This window comes from Bradyrhizobium sp. USDA 3364 (assembly GCF_054056355.1).
The window spans coordinates 728,922-745,344 of sequence record NZ_JBSRYG010000002.1 but is presented as its reverse complement, the minus strand read 5'-3'; the positions used below and the strand labels follow the sequence as shown (position 1 = coordinate 745,344).

The 16,423-nt window shown below is 59.4% G+C and carries 12 protein-coding genes and 2 pseudogenes; 9 read left to right on the top strand and 5 right to left on the bottom strand.

Annotated elements, in window-relative coordinates:
- The first annotated feature begins 301 nt into the window (after window positions 1-301).
- The 3 genes from ACVILL_RS03780 (at window position 302) to ACVILL_RS03770 (ending at window position 3,934) form a co-directional block, all read left to right on the top strand.
- The gene (locus ACVILL_RS03780; protein ID WP_456727918.1) at window positions 302-1,363 is read left to right on the top strand and encodes a DUF7146 domain-containing protein; all 1,062 of its coding nucleotides are present in this window, start codon (window positions 302-304) and stop codon (window positions 1,361-1,363) included.
- Between the two features lie 376 nt (window positions 1,364-1,739).
- The gene (locus ACVILL_RS03775) at window positions 1,740-2,663 is read left to right on the top strand and encodes a DUF2493 domain-containing protein (RefSeq protein WP_456727917.1); all 924 of its coding nucleotides are present in this window, start codon (window positions 1,740-1,742) and stop codon (window positions 2,661-2,663) included.
- Window positions 2,664-3,610: 947 nt separating this feature from the next.
- Window positions 3,611-3,934: a DUF736 domain-containing protein gene (locus ACVILL_RS03770; protein WP_456727916.1), complete on the top strand. Its 324-nt coding sequence runs from the start codon at window positions 3,611-3,613 to the stop codon at window positions 3,932-3,934.
- Between the two features lie 138 nt (window positions 3,935-4,072).
- On the opposite strand, the gene ACVILL_RS03765 is transcribed toward ACVILL_RS03770, so the two are convergent.
- On the bottom strand, window positions 4,073-5,398 hold the full coding sequence (locus ACVILL_RS03765; protein WP_456727915.1) for a DUF3422 family protein: 1,326 nt from the start codon (window positions 5,396-5,398) through the stop codon (window positions 4,073-4,075).
- Between the two features lie 1,585 nt (window positions 5,399-6,983).
- The gene (locus tag ACVILL_RS03760) at window positions 6,984-7,646 is read right to left on the bottom strand and encodes an effector protein NopP (RefSeq protein ID WP_456727914.1); all 663 of its coding nucleotides are present in this window, start codon (window positions 7,644-7,646) and stop codon (window positions 6,984-6,986) included.
- Window positions 7,647-8,217: 571 nt separating this feature from the next.
- On the opposite strand from ACVILL_RS03760, the gene ACVILL_RS03755 reads away from it, so the two are divergent.
- The 3 genes from ACVILL_RS03755 (at window position 8,218) to ACVILL_RS03745 (ending at window position 11,653) form a co-directional block, all read left to right on the top strand.
- The gene (locus tag ACVILL_RS03755; RefSeq protein ID WP_128970862.1) at window positions 8,218-8,418 is read left to right on the top strand and encodes a hypothetical protein; all 201 of its coding nucleotides are present in this window, start codon (window positions 8,218-8,220) and stop codon (window positions 8,416-8,418) included.
- Window positions 8,419-8,643: 225 nt separating this feature from the next.
- Entirely contained in the window at window positions 8,644-8,910 is a 267-nt protein-coding gene (locus tag ACVILL_RS03750; RefSeq protein ID WP_456727913.1) for a DUF3551 domain-containing protein, read from the top strand.
- Window positions 8,911-9,691: 781 nt separating this feature from the next.
- Window positions 9,692-11,653, top strand: a complete 1,962-nt coding sequence (locus ACVILL_RS03745; RefSeq protein WP_456727912.1) for a putative bifunctional diguanylate cyclase/phosphodiesterase — start codon at window positions 9,692-9,694, stop codon at window positions 11,651-11,653.
- Window positions 11,654-11,975: 322 nt separating this feature from the next.
- Here the strand turns inward: ACVILL_RS03745 and ACVILL_RS03740 are convergent.
- A pseudogene (locus ACVILL_RS03740) lies at window positions 11,976-12,408 on the bottom strand (IS701 family transposase); the annotation flags it as partial.
- 202 nt (window positions 12,409-12,610) lie between these two features.
- On the opposite strand from ACVILL_RS03740, the gene ACVILL_RS03735 reads away from it, so the two are divergent.
- From ACVILL_RS03735 to ACVILL_RS03725, 3 genes are all read left to right on the top strand, one after another.
- Window positions 12,611-13,177 (top strand): hypothetical protein, encoded by a 567-nt coding sequence (locus ACVILL_RS03735; protein ID WP_456727911.1) that lies wholly within the window; start codon window positions 12,611-12,613, stop codon window positions 13,175-13,177.
- Window positions 13,174-13,776, top strand: a complete 603-nt coding sequence (locus ACVILL_RS03730; RefSeq protein ID WP_456727910.1) for a hypothetical protein — start codon at window positions 13,174-13,176, stop codon at window positions 13,774-13,776. The genes ACVILL_RS03735 and ACVILL_RS03730 overlap by 4 nt, the downstream gene beginning before the upstream one ends.
- A 113-nt stretch (window positions 13,777-13,889) precedes the next feature.
- Window positions 13,890-14,759, top strand: a complete 870-nt coding sequence (locus tag ACVILL_RS03725) for a hypothetical protein (protein WP_456727909.1) — start codon at window positions 13,890-13,892, stop codon at window positions 14,757-14,759.
- 45 nt (window positions 14,760-14,804) lie between these two features.
- Here ACVILL_RS03725 and ACVILL_RS03720 read toward each other — a convergent pair.
- Both ACVILL_RS03720 and ACVILL_RS03715 read right to left on the bottom strand, forming a co-directional pair.
- Window positions 14,805-16,039 (bottom strand): annotated as a pseudogene (locus ACVILL_RS03720) (type II toxin-antitoxin system HipA family toxin).
- Window positions 16,032-16,367 (bottom strand): helix-turn-helix domain-containing protein, encoded by a 336-nt coding sequence (locus tag ACVILL_RS03715; RefSeq protein ID WP_456727908.1) that lies wholly within the window; start codon window positions 16,365-16,367, stop codon window positions 16,032-16,034. The pseudogene ACVILL_RS03720 and the gene ACVILL_RS03715 overlap by 8 nt, the downstream one beginning before the upstream one ends.
- Window positions 16,368-16,423: the final 56 nt, after the last annotated feature.

Below are 16,423 nucleotides of genomic sequence, written 5' to 3'. Positions count from 1 at the left end.
CCGCCTCTGCCACCGCCGGCGGCCATTTGAGCTTCATCCGATCCGCCATGTGACGGCGCGACCTGGTTTTTTCCGATAGCGCGGCACACGCCAACGAACGCCATTTGCCGCCGAAAGCCAGAGCGAGAGCTGGACAGGCTTGTCCGCGAACGGGTTGGAGGCCGAGAGAGAGGCTCCCGGCCGCCCGGTTCGGAGAAGCTGACATGGCAAGCGCCGTTTGGAAGATCAAGCCGTCGCCGTCGCGCGACATCCTCTTAAGCAAACTCAACTTGAGCCCTTTCGTTGAGCGGGAGGGCGCGTGATGGTCTTTGATGTCTCAGAATTGGTACGCCGCCTCGCACGCGAGGCCGAGGGCGTATGCCGACACTATCTGTCCAATGGCAAGCGGGTGGGGCGGTACTGGGTGGTTGGCGACGTTCGCAATACGCCAGGACGCTCGTTGTTCGTACGGCTCCAGGAATCGACAAAGGGGCCCGCCGGAAAGTGGACCGATGCCGCCACCGGAGAACATGGGGACCTGCTCGACATCATCCGCGAAAGTATGGCTTTACGCGATTTTCGCAAGGTGACCGAGGAGGCGAGACGCTTTCTAACGCTACCTCGTTGCGAGCAGCAAGCCGCCCCGAAAGCCGACGGTCCAGCGGCGCGAGCCGGTTCGCCGCAAGCCGCCCGTCGCCTGTTTGCAATGTCCAGCTCCATCGACGGTACGGTGGTCGAAGCTTATTTGCGGCGTCGCGGAATAGTCAGTATCCACCATAGCGGCAGCTTGCGCTTCCATCCACGTTGCTACTATCGACCGGACGAGCATTTGCCGATGGAAACATGGCCAGCGATGATAGCCAGCGTCACGAATCTTGATGGGCGGATATGCGGCGTGCATCGCACCTGGCTCGATCCGGACGGCTTTGATCGCATCCGGCTCGGCAAGGCTCCCATCGACACCCCACGGCGCGCCATGGGCGACTTGCTCGGTAACGCTGTTCGTTTCGGCCTGGTGGATGATGTGCTCGCTGCCGGCGAGGGCATCGAGACCATGCTGTCGCTGCGCTGCGTCCTGCCGACCTTGCCGATGGCTGCTGCGCTTTCGGCCAATCATCTCTCAGCCATGTTGCTGCCGGCTGGCTTGCGTCGGCTCTATATCGCCCGTGACGCCGATGCCGCCGGAGACGCCGTACAAGCCATCCTTACCCGGCGCGCGGAGGACGCCGGCGTTGAAGCGATCTCGCTGTTGCCTCGGCTCGGCGACTTCAATGAAGATCTGCATGTCTTCGGCCTTGAGGTTCTCCGGGCAGCGTTGCGGCTTCAACTTGTTCCTGACGATGCCGCCCGCTTCCTGCGCTCGTCCACGATCGAGGCCGGGTAGTCGCGGCAACTCGACCGATGGCGAAAGATCGGTCATAGCCGAACCCAATTGGCGGAGAGGACGCGACCTTCGGCCTTCTAGCGGGCGATCGGACGGCAAGCGGCCCGGGCCGGCAATGGCTGCGTCCGGCCATTTTCCGCCACGCGCAGGCAATGAGAAGACACGATCGCGATTTGGCGAGCGCGCTTTGCATCGCGAAGCAAAATAGCCGGTCTTCGCCATCCTCCGCTGCCGCTTCGGCCCTTCGCTTCCGCCCACGCCCTGCGGGCCTGGGCGGACAAGCCGCTCCGGGTTCTGGCCCGTTCCGCCCGCCGTCTGAGTGATCGCCACGAAGGCCGCGATGGGCGCGGCCGCTCCGCCAAAAGGATCTCTTGCGATGACCGACCACGACGACATCGAACCGACGCATGCCCCGTCTCCGAGCGAACACGTCCTCACCGAATTGCAGCTCTTCGGCTATCGCCCCTTCGACGACCAGCCAGATCCAAGACCTCTTCCCGAGAGCCGGATGATCGCCGGTACCATCGTCGATATGTTCGACGTGCTGGTCGCCACGCTGAGCAATACGCGGCTTGAACCCGATCTCAGCGAACTCCTCTGGTCAACCGTCAACCTGTTCCACCGGGCCGTCGATCGTATCGAACGCCAGCTCGACGACAATGAACAAGCGCAGCACAAAAGCCAGCGGGAGCAGAATGGGTCAGAGGTGCGATCGGTCGAGCTCGAGCGTCTGACGGCGGAGGGCATCACCCTGATCGAGCGCCGAAATTGCCTGGAACTCTTCCGCGACCAGGCGATGGAGCAGTTTGAGGTTCACACCGGCTCGTCCTGGCGTCCTCGGTCGGGCTCGCTGGTGAGCCACCGCACGCTCACGGCAGCCATGATCGACTCCCGCGACTTCATCGCCGCCAAGCGCCGCTTCCAGACCGAGGTCATGTTGCCGTCAGGACCGAAGATCGCACTCACCGGTGGGCTCGACTTCAACGACCACCGCCTCATCTGGGATCGCCTCGACAAGGTTCACGCCAAGCATCCCGACATGGTCCTGCTCCATGGCGGCTCACCCAAAGGGGCCGAACTGATCGCTTCCAAATGGGCGACGAGCCGCAAGGTGACCCAGATCGCATTCAAGCCCGACTGGACGAAGCACGCCAAGGCAGCACCCTTCAAGCGCAATGATGCCATGCTTGGACTCTTGCCGATCGGCGTCATGCATTTTCCGGGTACGGGAATCCAGGACAACCTCGCCGACAAGGCGAGGCGTTTCGGCATCCCCGTCTGGAAATTCGGCGGCGCGTGAGCGCCGTCTTTTCCAAACTATCGAGCGGAGCTGGACGCCTGTCACTCCGGCGCGTCCAGCTTTGGCTCCAAAGTCGCGGCTTGTGACGGTGGTGGAAGACGCCTTCCCAATCCATCCGAATGAAGCCGCCACCATGCTCGCGCCTGGTCTTGTTCTTACCACACCACGCATTGGCTTGTTATGCCGGGCGGCCTTAGTGCGGTCAGTGGCGGCCTGGCCTTTTCCGTCGCACCTGGTGCTCACGCTTGCGCGGATCGGGCTGCTGACGCGTTTTGCGTTGGCGGCGCGACATGGACGCAGGTGACTGTTCCTGCTTGCGAAGACCCGCCTGTTGGAGCCGGCTGAACTGGTGGGGCAACAGTCTCAACCTTTCTCATGGCCGCAACGCGCGAATGATGATCCATTGCCACCTTCCTCATCGAACAGGTTGCGCAGGATTGCCATATTGAACGGGGGGCAGTGAGTGGAGTGAGAGATATCGCGGCCCTCTTCGGAACGCTTCGAACATGCTGCGCCGATCTCGGCCCGGCCCACCTCGTGGCTTGGCACGGTCAGTCGTTCTCGATTGTTCTCTCATCACGACATCGCCCTTTGCGGCAGGTTGTTTCTCATTGTTCGCCGAATCGTTCCAACCTCTTGTGCAGCCCAACCGAGATTTGCCAAGTCTTCTCCCGAGCCTGCGATCCAGCCCGCGGACGCACGTGGCCTCTTAGATGGCTTGATCTGGCCGAAGACCGGCTCCGCCTCGATCGTCTGAGCCGCAACGCCGTTGATGCGACTTTCTTCCCCTGGGCTTCGCCCATTCCTCGCGAGCCAAGAAAGTCGCCACAACGGCGTCCTCCGCTGCGCTCCGGCCCGCAAGGGGTGCGTCGCCGATCGTCCTCGGCCTTTAGATCGCCATCGAGGCCGCGGTGGTCGCGGGCTCGAAACACAACAGGAGAAGTGACATGGCTAACATCGGTTCTTTCAAGAAGGTGGGCAACGATTTCCAGGGCGAGATTGTCACCCTGAGCCTGCAAGCCAAGGGCGTCCGTATCGTCGCCGAGACCAACCGCTCCAACGACAACGCTCCGAGCCACCGCATCTACGTGGGCCGGGCCGAGATCGGGGCCGGCTGGTCCAAGCGCTCCAACGAGGGTCGCGACTATCTGAGCCTCAAGCTCGACGATCCGAGCTTCACCGCTCCGATCTTCGCCAACCTCTTCGCCGACGAGGAAGGCGATGGCTTCAGCCTGATCTGGTCCCGTCCCAGCCGTCGCAACGGCGACTGACCCGATCCACGATGCCTCGCCCGGCTGGTCCGGGCGGGGCATCACCCTGCGCAGGGGGGCGGCCGCGATCTTGCGGCAGCGTCGCACCACGACCATGCGAGCTTCGCCGGACGGACGTACCAATCCCCTCAAGGAACTCTAGTCGTAAGTACCCGAGGGCGCGTCGTCGTGCTTGAGGTGTCGCTTTCGGACATTGTAACTCACCAGCCAGATGACGCCGACCGCGATCGGCACGAAGGTTGCGGTCAGGAACGAGGGCTCTACTCGCAGTCCGACATCATGCGCCCCCTTGGCAAGATAGCTAAACAGGCTGACCACATAATATCCGATGGCCGCGACCGACAATCCTTCGACCGTGCACTGCAGCCGAAGTTGCTGTCTCGCGCGCTCGTTGATGGCCTGCAACAGGTCACGATTCTGTCGTTCGATTTCGACGTCGACCCGAGTTCGCAACAGATCGGCGGCACGCGCGAGCTTGACCGAGAGAGTCGCCTGACGATCCTCCACGGTCGCGCAGGTTCGCATCGCCGGCGCCATGCGGCGCGCCAGAAACGACGACCAGGTTGGATAGCCCGAGACATCGTTGCCCTCAATGATGGACAGTCGCGATTGGACCAGCTCGTTATAGGCCCTGCTGGCGCCGAAGCGAAACAGGCTGCCGGTCGCGCCTCTTTCGAAAGATGCGGCCAGCGCCGTCAGCTCGGCAAGCAGATGGTTGTTGAACTGCAGCCCTTCACCGCTTTGCATTTTCTCGAGTGCCTCAACAAGACGCCGGTCGATGCGATCGACGGATGGTGCAAGCTCAAGGGCCGTCGACAGGCCAAGAAGCGCCAATGGACGGTAGGTCTCGATTTCCAGGAGCCGTTGCACCAACGCTCCGAGATCGTGCGACGTCAACCCGAGGTCGCAGACGAGGATTTTCGTGAAGCCTTTTTCGTCTACGCGGAAGTCTGAGGCCGCTACGCCTGCGCCGCTCTTTGTGGCAACCATGGCCAGGCTGTTCTTGTCAAAAATCTGTTCGGCCCGCCTGGTCGGCGAGGCGTCCTGCTCCACTTCTAGCCTGATCGCGACCAGCAACTGTCCGGTCTGACGCAACGCGCGGATCAGCGATCGGACGGTACCATCAACTTTGTCAAATTGGTCTGCGGCAGAACGATCTGCGTTAGTCCAGATCCAGGTGAATGTTGTGAATTCCGAATGCTGCTCCCAGCGTAGCGTAGCGGGACCAATGACAATCTGATGAAGTTTCGCCGATTGCTCAGGCGGCGTAAGATTGCGCTCGAGGCAAAAATCGATAAAGCGGCAGCGATCGCTCGTGGCCGCTTCGCCCTGTGCAAGAAAAGCGAAGTGGATCACGCTGAAGGGCGAAACCAGGCGCGTGAAAGGGCGCGCGTGCACTTCGCCGAGCACAGCGTCGCGTTGCGGATGTCGCGTGAAGGTTCGCAGATCCAGTTCATCAATCATGTATTTACGCCTTGCTTCAGGGCGAGCAGGCAACCGTCAGCCTTGACGCGGGAGGCAATGGCGGTGCTGGGGGTTCCGTGGCCAGGTTGCTGATCGAGCCATGTCGACGATCATTACCGAGGCCGCATTGATCGCGGGAAAGGGGTTTCGCGGGAGGAGGTTAGGCCAGGCAGATTGACTTGGAACAGCCTCATCCAGCTTTCGAATGAAGCAATTATGGGCATCTGCCGGGTACGGTCCGGTGTCGATGACGAAATGCCGGCGTCGCGGCTCAATAAGTGTAGCGGTGCGCCGGCAAGCCGTTCCGCGACCTTGACGGTGGCCCACCGCACCGTCCGACGAATGCTTGGATCTACACGGACATGGTTGTCTGTCTCCGAATCCCACCGACATCGCCCACCACCGAAGGGGGGCCGCGTGAAAGTGAACATGCGCCGGCCCTCTTCTGAACGCAATTTTCCGGTCGCATGACCGATGCCGCGCGAGGTCGTGGCAAGCAGCAACGTCTTGCGTTCTCCCAGCGTGGTGCAGACAAACGACCTCGGGTGCGGCAACCGCATTGTCGATTGACGGATCGAGGCCCAAACGCGACTCCCATCTTGTTGCCGTCGTTAAACTTCCTGGCGCAGAGAGCCGGTGCAGGATTTGGGCCAGCACTATTCAAGGGGCGCTCCCGCGTCGTTTTTACGCAATGTGGCTTTCGAAGACAGTCGGAGGCGGGTTTCAGACATGAAGCGCGCTTGTATTCCGACAGAATGCGCACGTGGCACAGGCCGCAGGGAATTGCGTGTTTTCGGCCAGGTGATCGCTCGCCCGGCCGCTGCCATTGTTTGAGTGGCCACGCTCTGGCCGGATTTGTCGATGCGGAGCCCTGCGAGTGACCGCGCCCGGACCCGCGGGGCAACGGTTCGGCGATGGGCTGATAACGTCACGTCGAGTGAGGTTGACTGGATCACGCAGCTGGAGCTCTCGCCGTCCTCGTCTTTGATGCGTCACTCAGAGCAGCGCAAGCATCGCGGCTTGAATGTCGCAGGGAGGCAGATACGTGGCGATTGTTGTGAGCGATCGACCAAATCGCGGCGGACCACAGATACGGCCGGCGACCATCGTGAGCGGGGCGTGGGGCCGAGGGCGTGATCGCGGAATCATAAATCTGCGCCTGGCAGCACAAAGAGCCAATCACCACTGAATTCGTTGGGCCGGCTTCTCAGCGGGACTCGGCGTCGCCGCGTTGTCCTTGATGTCAGCTCTGTTTGGATCGAGCGCACGAAACGACCTCTTCGATCGATGGATCTGCCCGAAGGACGGCTGTGCCTCGACCGACCAATGCGAAGTCATCGGCCTACAACCTGTGCTAGAGGTTGGCCGGCTAAGCGTCCGACCAAGAACGTTTCGTAATCAAGAACGACTTCCGGAGGAAGAGTCCCGACGAAGTCTGATACACGTTGGCTTCTCTGCAGCCGCGCCCACAATTTGGGTCGGTGTTCGTCAAAGTTCGCAAGAAGCCAATGACCTTCAGCAATGGGTCTATGGCAGCCACCTCTGGAAGCAGAATGGCTGCTGCCGGGAGCATTGGACAAACTGCCTATTGTTCGGCGAGGAGCTCGTCGAGCGCTTCAGTGAGTTTGTCAACATCAACGTTATTGTCGCACGAATCGGTCGAGATGCTTGTTACACTCTCGGCATCGCTGTCCTTGGTGTCCCGAGCTTTAGAAAGATACAGTGCAGGTTTATCTGCGCGTTGCCATTCACCGTCACCATTCTTAGTCCACTTTTCGGGATGCTGGGCAGGGTCAAGAACCATGTTCGCTTGATCCACCTCAACAAAACCCATCGCCGCGAGACGGGATTGCGCTTCTAGGCTGACTGGAGTGGAATTGATCAATGGTCGTTCGCCATCGAGCCGAAGCTGATGTTCCAGCAGAATATCACCTGCGTTGTCGACGAGCGGATGAGTAACCCGAAGAACTGTGGTGGACGTGATGTCAGTTCGCCCGGGAAACAATTCCCGCCACTTTTCGCCTTCGAACACCTCACTCATGCGAAATCCGGATTCTGTTCTTAGAAGCCCGACGCTTTCGTTGCCCAACTCATAGCTAAAATATCGGGCGTCGTCGGTATGTCTTCTGGCTGTACCGGTGCCCTCAGCCAGACTTGCTGTGCGCGCAGCTTTTGAGGATACGAAAGGCGAGTACTCTTGTGGGTTCGCCGCGATATGCTTGATTTCAGCGCCATGAAAATCCTTCATCTTTTGCTTGTATTGAAATCTTGTGATCTCAATCACAGGAGTTCGGCGAACTAAGGAGTACGACGGTGCTACCGCCGAAGACGAACTAGCGTTCGAATTCGGTGTCGACTGAATGCCTGCAAGCACGTCCGCAAACCTCTGGGTATCTGTATCAGGTTGCATGTCACTGTTTGCTGAGTGCCTGATTTCATCAACATCCTGTGCATGCGAGAGAGATTCGATACTCGACGTGCTGATAGTCCGGTTATGCATCGCAAGTCGTGCTCTTGTCGGCGACATTTTTGTCGCATGGAGTTCAGGCTGAAGAATGTTAGACAGCCAAGCTGTCAAAAAGCTGACGCGCGGGTGCCGGGCGACTGGTCCGCGCTTTCGCGCAAACCGTCGGCGGCATCAGCGGTGCAAGTGGAAGCCCGGTGACTTGCATCGGTGCTCGTCCTATGCTCGTTATACTATTGCGCTAAGCCCTACAGGAGTGAACGAAAGCGTAGACGGGCCCTGAGGTTCACTCAACCTGATATCTATCCCGATACACGCTGACACAATCATTGTCGAGGGATTGAGGGCATTTCGTATGGTCGATTCCGAATTGGCTGCCCTGTTGCGAGCGGTTCTCGACGAAGTGTGCGAAGATGTATCGCGTCACGAGAATGGCGCTCGAACTCATGTCGCCTGCAGACTCCTGGAAGCCGCCAGCCGCGGAGAGACGTCGGTCGATGCTCTCAGGAAAATTGGCCGAGCGGCGTTGGCCAGTGCACCTACGATGTGGCGTTAGGACGCAATCGGCTGGGGAGACTTGCGCAGAGTTCCATGAAGGCGTCCGCTCGGCAGGTAAGCGATCACAGGTGCGGTTCGTACGTTTCGTGCAGACATCGCGCTTTGACTCATTGCCCGTCGGGCTAGACTACGCTGGTCGCTGCGCGGTCTGTTGACGCAAACAGGTTGTTCTGAGGTTGATCGTGCTATCGGAAAGAATCCATGGCGGGAGTCAAAAGACCGTATGCGGTTCCTTCCGTTCATAGTTGTTGTCACCTTTTCCGTCCTGGTCGGCCTCGCATCGGGAGCGACCGCAGCCGCACGAAACCGCGCGAAGCGCATAGCGCCGCCCCCGTCAGACCTTTACTGTCTGCAAGGGCGCAGCTGGGGCTATCCAGGCAATTGCCAGTTCTCAACCTATAGACAGTGCCAGGCCACTGCATCGGGCACGTACGCACATTGCGCTATCAATCCCACCTATGCTTTCGAGCATGGGTGGCGCCCGCGCTGATGGCGGTCCTTTTCCAATCTGCGTCAACTCAGCCGCGCCAAGGGCGCGACGGTCGTCGGCTGCTCGATTGCAGCGCGCATTGTGCCGAGCGCGGAGAGGATATCATCAACGATACCTTGCGCCGCTTCCTGTGGCTGCGACGTGATCCGACCAGTAGCCCGGAGGATTGATCGCCGCATGGCCATCGAAACTCAGGGCTGAGATCTCGCGTGCTGGCGGCAACTTATTTTTATTGATTGGCATGCCAGTCGTGAGGCCCGCCAAACACCAGCGCGGCAATCAGCGCAGATTGCGGTCCGCCGGCAGGTTGCGCCCTAGGGTAAGAGAGCTGCAATGCGATTTTGACACGCTGAAAATCGTTGGCTCCTTTGCCGAAAGATCGCCCCTTTTAGTGGCTGGCGTGCCGTGCAGCAGGACAGCGAACCGCGAGGCACGCAAAGAGAAAGTCGTCGGAGCACGCGCCCCCAACCGCGGAATGCGCGCGGCCGCCATCCCTTCGTCAGGCCCGATCGATCTCGCACCCAGCCGTTCTATTCGGCGGTGCTGAGGCTTTCCGCATGCGAGTAAGCTCTGATTTGCGATCCGATAAAACAATGGTTCTGTACGAAACGAACGGAGTTCGTCTTCAATTTTAACCGGTCCAAGCCTCAACAATGAATCCGGCGCGCCGTGAGGTGTCGCGAGGCGGTTGGTACAATCAAGAGTTTATCTTTTGTCAAAGATTTGCCGCGACCTTCCAGAGCTGGCGCCAACGCTACAACCAGTCCTGCAGGGTCCCGGAATGAGGGCATATCTGAACTCCTGGCTTTCGAAGCTCCTAGCCGGAGATTTGGCGGCATTTGGCGGGCCGGTCACCGATGAAGCGGTTGCAGGCTACATTCGTGCCGAGCAGATCTCCCTCGTGCTTGGCTATTCGCTGGGCATCATGCTGGCCAACGCCTGCAATGCGACCGTGCTCGCAATTGCGCTTTGGCATTCGCCCGACAGAAACTTTGCCCTGATCTGGGCGGCGATTGTCGTCTGCGGCGCGCTATCGATAGGCCTGAAAGCGCGTTCATCACGACTGATGACGAAGCCTCAGTTCGTGTCGCGCCAGGCCATGCACCGGCTGGTACGGAATGCGCTGGTTCTCGGAACCGCCTGGGCAATTGTGCCGGTGGCTTTCTTCGCGAACGCCTCCAATGGCGGGCAGCTCGTCATTACATGTCTCTGCTCTGGAATGCTTGCAGGTGGCGCATTCGCCTTCGCCACGATTCCGGTGGCGGCAGTTGCGTTCACGGCTCCGATCTTTGTGGGTACGGCAATTTGCCTCGGCAGAAACGACGATTTCGCCTATCTGCTCGTCGCTATCCTGGTCGTGGCCTATGGCTTCGTGCTCCTACGCGGCGTTTTCGCCCATTCCTTCGAATTTACCAGACGCGCCATTGCTCAACTGGAGGCCGAAAGGAGGGGCCGACGGGATACCCTGACCCAACTTCCGAACCGTTTTGCCTTCAATGAGAGCCTAGAAGATGCCCTCAACAGGCTCGCCCGCACGGGCGAGGAATTCGCGGTTCTTCTTCTCGACCTCGATCGCTTCAAGGACGTGAACGACAAATTCGGCCATCTCGCTGGCGATGAATTTCTCGTGCAGGCGGCGGTGAGACTACAGCGATGCGTACGGCAGACCGATACCGTTGCGCGCATCGGCGGTGATGAATTTGCGCTTGTTATGACCAATCTGACCAAGGTGGAGGACGCCTTGGAAGTCGCCGAGCGGTTTGTCGGCGCCTTCGCCGAACCATTCGCGATCGAAAAATGCGAGATCGCGGGGGCGACCAGCGTCGGAATCGCAGTGGCCCCGCGCGACGGCGACGTACCTCATGTGCTCCTGAGGAATGCCGACATTGCGCTCTATCGTGCCAAGCAAGCGGGGCCGGGAACGATCTGCTTCTTTGAGATCAACGACGACAAATCAGCGCACGATCGCAGGGCGCTGCAGCGGGATCTGGAGCTCGCAATCGACAGAGACGAACTGTTCCTCCTCTACCAACCGTTCTTTGATATTCACGCGAACCGGGTCACCGGCTTTGAGGCGTTGCTCCGCTGGCGGCATCCCGTCCGTGGAATAATTTCCCCGACCGAGTTCATCCCAATCGCCGAAGAAACCGGACTGATCCACGGAATCGGTGAGTGGGTGGTCCGACGCGCCTGCGCGACGCTATCGAACTGGCCGTCGGACCTCAGGGTCGCCGTGAATTTCTCGGCGGCTCAATTCCATAACACCAGCATCCTGCAGACAATCGTGCAGGCTCTCTCCCAAGCCAAAGTTGCTCCTCATCGTCTCGAAATCGAAATAACCGAGTCGATGCTGATCTCGAAGTACGCGCCGGCGTCATCGATCCTGACGTCACTCCTGCAATTGGGAGTGACGGTGGCACTTGACGATTTCGGAACGGGATATTCGTCGCTGACTTATTTGCTGAAACTGCCTTACACTCGCATCAAGATCGATCAGTCTTTCATACGGGACATGCTGAGGCGACCGGATAATGCGGCGATCGTAAAATCGATCATCGCACTGACGCGGGACCTGCGGATCGGCGTGGTCGCCGAAGGCGTCGAAACAACCGAGCAACTCGACTATTTGCGTCAAACAAATTGTGATGAAGTGCAAGGATATCTCATCGGTCGACCGGTCGCGGAGGATCACATTTTCGCTCTGCTCCATCAAGACAAGCAATGGTCGACGCCCGCCGCTTGAATGACGTGGTCGCTGCGTTATGCCGATAGTGGTGAACATCCGCATCCCGAGGTGGAGTAGACGCTTGGCCTGCTGTAGTATTCTCGAAGATTTGCGAAGCACTGCAGCGCCGGCCGCATCACCCCACGAATTGCTGTGCAAGCAGCGCTGATCAAGGCTCCCCCATTTTGACTGTGGATTAGTATTGTCTGATTAGAGCGATGCCACGAACATCACGCGGTCGACCCTTCCGGTGCAGAGGTCGTTGCAGACAACCTGATCATTCGCAAGCCATTCGGACTTGATGAACTCGCCAGCCGTTTCAAGTCAACTTCGTTGAAGGTCAACGAGGGATTCCGTGCAGATAGGCGATCATGGTCATCAGCGCGTGGCGATGAAGACCTTGCCAGGATCGTCCCTCGAAGGGATCAAGTTTGAGTTCTTCTTTCAGCTGCTGATGGGCCTGTTCGCAAATCCATCGTGCCTTGATGGTGGCGGCTAGTGTCCGCAGATCTGTCGCGGCGGGCAGGTTGGCGCGATAGTATTTTTGTCACCGGACGCGCGTTGCTGGTCGATGAGCCAAGCTTCGTCGCCTGGCAGATGCTGTTGACCCTTTTCCCATATTCGCTGAAGAGGTTCGTCGGCGGTGCGCACACGGACAGCAGCGAATCGGGCTTTCAACCGACCTTTGGTCCCGCTGCTCAACTCGCAGTTTTCCACTTGGTGGCCAGCATGTCTTCGGCCGCGATCGATAGAATACCTGGCATGTGGCGCCTATACGAACTCGGCTGGTCAGCAAGGGCAAGCTTGAAGTATCAACAATTTGAAGTCGCTAATGATAAAAGGTGCCACTATTAGTTGAAATAGGCCTCCCGTCGTTCATAGCGCCACAGGGCGGTACATTCTATTCTTGATCGAAACGACCGCTCTGTGGTTGACTGTCCGCAGTCCTAGGACAGCGGACGACGGCGAATTTACATGAAAAGTCAAGACCTTGTTATATTGTTGAAGCTCGTGAGCCTCGAGCAGGCCAAAAATGAGGACGATGCGCATCCCGGAGAGGTTGCCCATCACGATGACCCATACTCAGTGCGCGGGTTGGAATCGGCCCTGGGTATCAGCAAGACGGAGGTTAATGCCTCGATCAAGCGGAGCGTTTCGTCGGGACTTGCAGTCAAAGATCGGGAATCCGGTCAGGCCAAGCCCAACCGCCGCAATCTCTATAATTTCGTCGTGCACGGACTAAAGTTCGTTTTCCCGGCAAAACCGGGTGCGATGACCCGGGGCATCCCCACCGCCTTTGCGGCCGCCCCACTCAAGAACCTTCTGATCAGCGCTGGCGAGTACATCTACGTTTGGCCGTACGCCAAAGGCAAAGACATGGGGCAGGCGGTAGACCCGCTGTTCAAAAGCGTGCCACAAGCCATCCAAAAAGACGATCGCCTGTATGAGTATCTCGCCCTTATTGATGGTGTCAGGCTTGGAAATCAAAGGGAGGCTGGGCTCGCGGCCGAGCGTCTATCGGAAAGGCTTCTCAAGAAATGATCACCATCAAAGGCCAATTGCTTCACATGTTGGAAACGGTCGCGCAGTCTCTGGGAGACGAACTGCGCGAGCGGCTCGTGTTTGTCGGCGGTTGCACAACAGCCCTTTTCATTACTGATGAGATCGTGCTCGAAGGGGTTCGGGCAACCGATGACGTGGATCTCATCGTTGATCTCGTTGGACATGCGCAATGGGCTCAACTGCAAGACCAGTTGCGTCAGAAGGGGTTCGTGGAATCTCCCGAAGACGAGGTCATTTGCCGCATGAGGCTCGGCGACCTCCAAGTCGATTTCACGCCGGATGATCAAAGCATTCTCGGCTTTAGCAATCGCTGGTACGCCAAAGGCATCGAAACGGCGGTCACATGTCCCCTGAATGTGGTACTGAACATCAAGCGCCTCACGCCCGAACTATTCGTGGCGACAAAGTTGGAAGCATATCTCGGCCGCGGCAACGATGATCTCTTAGGCAGCCGTGACATCGAGGACATCCTTCTCGTCGTTGACGGTCGAGAGGAACTCGTGGCTGAAATCCAAAACGCAGACGATGATATTCGTTGCTACATTGCAGAGAAGGTTCAAAGCGCTCTTAGGTCATGAGGATTTTGATCATTTTCTCGATGGCAATATCAAGGGACCTGAAGGCCGGGTCGATATTGTGCGAGAGCGGTTTGTCGCCATAAGCCAGAGCGATGCTGGCGAGCGAGAGGGGAATGGAGATCAACTTGCGCAGTGAGCAAGGAAAGAGGACGCGCGATAACCGGGATTGCCGAGGAGTCGGAGTGCGCGCCGATGCCGTGTTATGTCTCCTTCTCGACAGTTCAACCTCTGGCCCAACAAGCGGTGACCTTGCTCGCCAGATTATCCGCGATGTCGTAGACTGGTACGTCGCAACAAACCAAGCCGCAACGGCAGAATGCCTCAACGCGCAATTGCACCGCACTCATCTCAGTTTATCTCGGCGATTTCCGCGGGACAGCGCGTGCTACGTGCTCGCCCATATACCGAACACAGGGACGGCGCTCGTTCTGCACGCTGACGATTGCTTGTTAGGAAGCCGCGAGCAAAACGGCGCGGTCCATTGGTTCACCAAGCCCCATACGCTGGCCAATCCGATAGGTGACGTTCCGTTTGACGAAATCGTCAGGAGTCCTGCCCGGAACCGACTGCCACGAAGCTTCCCAGGGAGGGAATTCATTCCGGCTGAGGTAAACAAAATCACAGCAGAGTCAGGCAAATCATTTGTTGCCGCAATCGACGGGTTTTGGGCGGAGTTGTCGGCGGGAGAGCAAGCCATGTTCTTGCAAGGGACGATGTGGCGATCGCAGCTGAAGGCGATGATCGAAGCACCCTTCAGATCGGATATACGAGCAGCCAGCGACTGCATTTGTCGAGAGGCGCTCACCCGGCGCCAGCACGTTGACATGAGACAGGCTGCGAAGGGCGCCGAGGCGAGGGATGGCGTGGCCGGCTTCCGGGTCCCTGACATGGCTCGCCTCGAACGAGGCGGTCGCCGCATCGCCCTTGCAGGTCGCGACGAGCGCTTGATGTCGGCTGCCTCGAGCTTTGTCTGCCGCCGGTGATGGGGCTCGCTGTCGCTGGCTCGAAGCTGTGAAGGAACGTTCTCGTCATTGCGCCAGCGCCCGTTTTAGATCCTCGCGCTCGAAGGCGCTGGCCATGCGGTTGATTTCGGCCGTGCGGGCGCCGACCGTCTTAGCGGTTTCGCGCCAGGTTGCTGTCACGACGGCGACGTCTTTGATAATCCCGCGGGCCTGCGGCAGCGTGAGCGCGAAGAACTCCGATGCGGCCTCCAGCAGATCGAGCGAGCAGGTGCCCTCGTCGAGATCGATGTTCGTCGATAACACCCGGGCCTTGAGATCAGTTGGAACGGGATTGAGGTCGTATGCCGGCGAGAGAGACCATCCTGCCTTTGCCAGCCACAAGAAACCGTGGTTGCGGAGGTGATCGTCGACATTGGAGATCAGCACGTTGAAGACGACACGCCGATAAAGGCCATGGGCATCCGTTTTCCCTTGTGCGCCGTGTTGAGCAAGGGCATCGACGATCTCCGGATAGCTGCCGCGCTCACCGTCCTTGGCGCTCATCATGGCCATCGCCGACAGGAACGGGATGCGGATCGCACCGTCGCGATCGAAGCGCCGCGACAGCATGACCGGCTTGCCGGCGACGTCGATCAGTTCGTGTTGCGGAGTGGCGATACCTGCCTGTCCAGCCAGCCGCAGTGCGATCTCTTCCCAGGTCTCCATGCTATAGTCGTCGGTCCCCTTCGGGAATTTGGCGATGGAGAGGCGACCATGTTGGTCAATGACTGAGGCCTTCGGGCGCCCGCCGCCGAGGGAAGAGCCGGGGGCAAAGATGAGTTGGAGATCCTCATCTGTTTCTTCATCCCGGAGAATCCGCTCGGTGATTTGGAGTAGCCGGCCGAGTTCGATCAGGGCAGGAACGCTGGCCCGGGTCGGTGCCCGGAAAACGTCGTCGCCGATCCAGCGGAAACGGAGCGCGCCTAGCCGGCTCTCGTCGGCGACGCCCAGCAGATAGTCGCTTTCCGCGAGGGTGCGAACAGCACGGCCCTCGTGTTCGGCGAGGCGGCGCTCGGCGCGCTGCATGAGACGGCGGCCCCAGGTGTCCGGCGCCGAGTCGCCGATGGAGCCAAAGATGGCCAATCGGGCAGAAGGAGCGAATGCGCCGCGTGTCAGCGCAAGCGCCGGCTCCAGCGAGAAGCGGTCCGGATCCTCAAGCCATGCAGCGTCGTACTCGAAGAGGATGGTCTCCGCGCCTCTGACGCGAACCCTATCGGGCGCGTGCGGCCGTCCAGATCGATGTGCACCTCGAACTCAGCCATCGTGGGATGGCCCGGTTAGCCGCTTGAGGTGGACGCGCTTGGGAAGATGCGCGCTGGCGAGGGCCTGGCCGACGCTGTCGTTGCTGACGTCGGCGACCTGACCCAGGCCGTCGAGCAGGCCGAGTGCCTGCAGCACGCCTGCGTAGATGCCGATGCTGACGCTGGTGTCACCGGCTTCGACCCTTTGCAGTGTCGACCGGGACGTGAATGCGCGCTCGGCCACGACCGCCATCGGCAGCCGTCGGCGTCGACGGGCGTCGTGGATGTCCGCCCCAAGCTTGCGTAGCGCGCGTCGTACCGCAGCGGGAGGATTGTGGGGAGTAGGCATTGTTGACGTCATCATGCTTCAAATTCGGGAAATATGTAGTACGAAGGCTCCAAATT

Coding starts and splice junctions, on each gene's coding strand:
- ACVILL_RS03780 (WP_456727918.1), top strand. CDS start 302: ATGGTCTTTGATGTCTCAGAATTGGTACGCCGCCTCGCACGCGAGGCC.
- ACVILL_RS03775 (WP_456727917.1), top strand. CDS start 1,740: ATGACCGACCACGACGACATCGAACCGACGCATGCCCCGTCTCCGAGC.
- ACVILL_RS03770 (WP_456727916.1), top strand. CDS start 3,611: ATGGCTAACATCGGTTCTTTCAAGAAGGTGGGCAACGATTTCCAGGGC.
- ACVILL_RS03765 (WP_456727915.1), bottom strand. CDS start 5,398: ATGATTGATGAACTGGATCTGCGAACCTTCACGCGACATCCGCAACGC.
- ACVILL_RS03760 (WP_456727914.1), bottom strand. CDS start 7,646: ATGAAGGATTTTCATGGCGCTGAAATCAAGCATATCGCGGCGAACCCA.
- ACVILL_RS03755 (WP_128970862.1), top strand. CDS start 8,218: ATGGTCGATTCCGAATTGGCTGCCCTGTTGCGAGCGGTTCTCGACGAA.
- ACVILL_RS03750 (WP_456727913.1), top strand. CDS start 8,644: ATGCGGTTCCTTCCGTTCATAGTTGTTGTCACCTTTTCCGTCCTGGTC.
- ACVILL_RS03745 (WP_456727912.1), top strand. CDS start 9,692: ATGAGGGCATATCTGAACTCCTGGCTTTCGAAGCTCCTAGCCGGAGAT.
- ACVILL_RS03735 (WP_456727911.1), top strand. CDS start 12,611: ATGAAAAGTCAAGACCTTGTTATATTGTTGAAGCTCGTGAGCCTCGAG.
- ACVILL_RS03730 (WP_456727910.1), top strand. CDS start 13,174: ATGATCACCATCAAAGGCCAATTGCTTCACATGTTGGAAACGGTCGCG.
- ACVILL_RS03725 (WP_456727909.1), top strand. CDS start 13,890: ATGGAGATCAACTTGCGCAGTGAGCAAGGAAAGAGGACGCGCGATAAC.
- ACVILL_RS03715 (WP_456727908.1), bottom strand. CDS start 16,367: ATGCCTACTCCCCACAATCCTCCCGCTGCGGTACGACGCGCGCTACGC.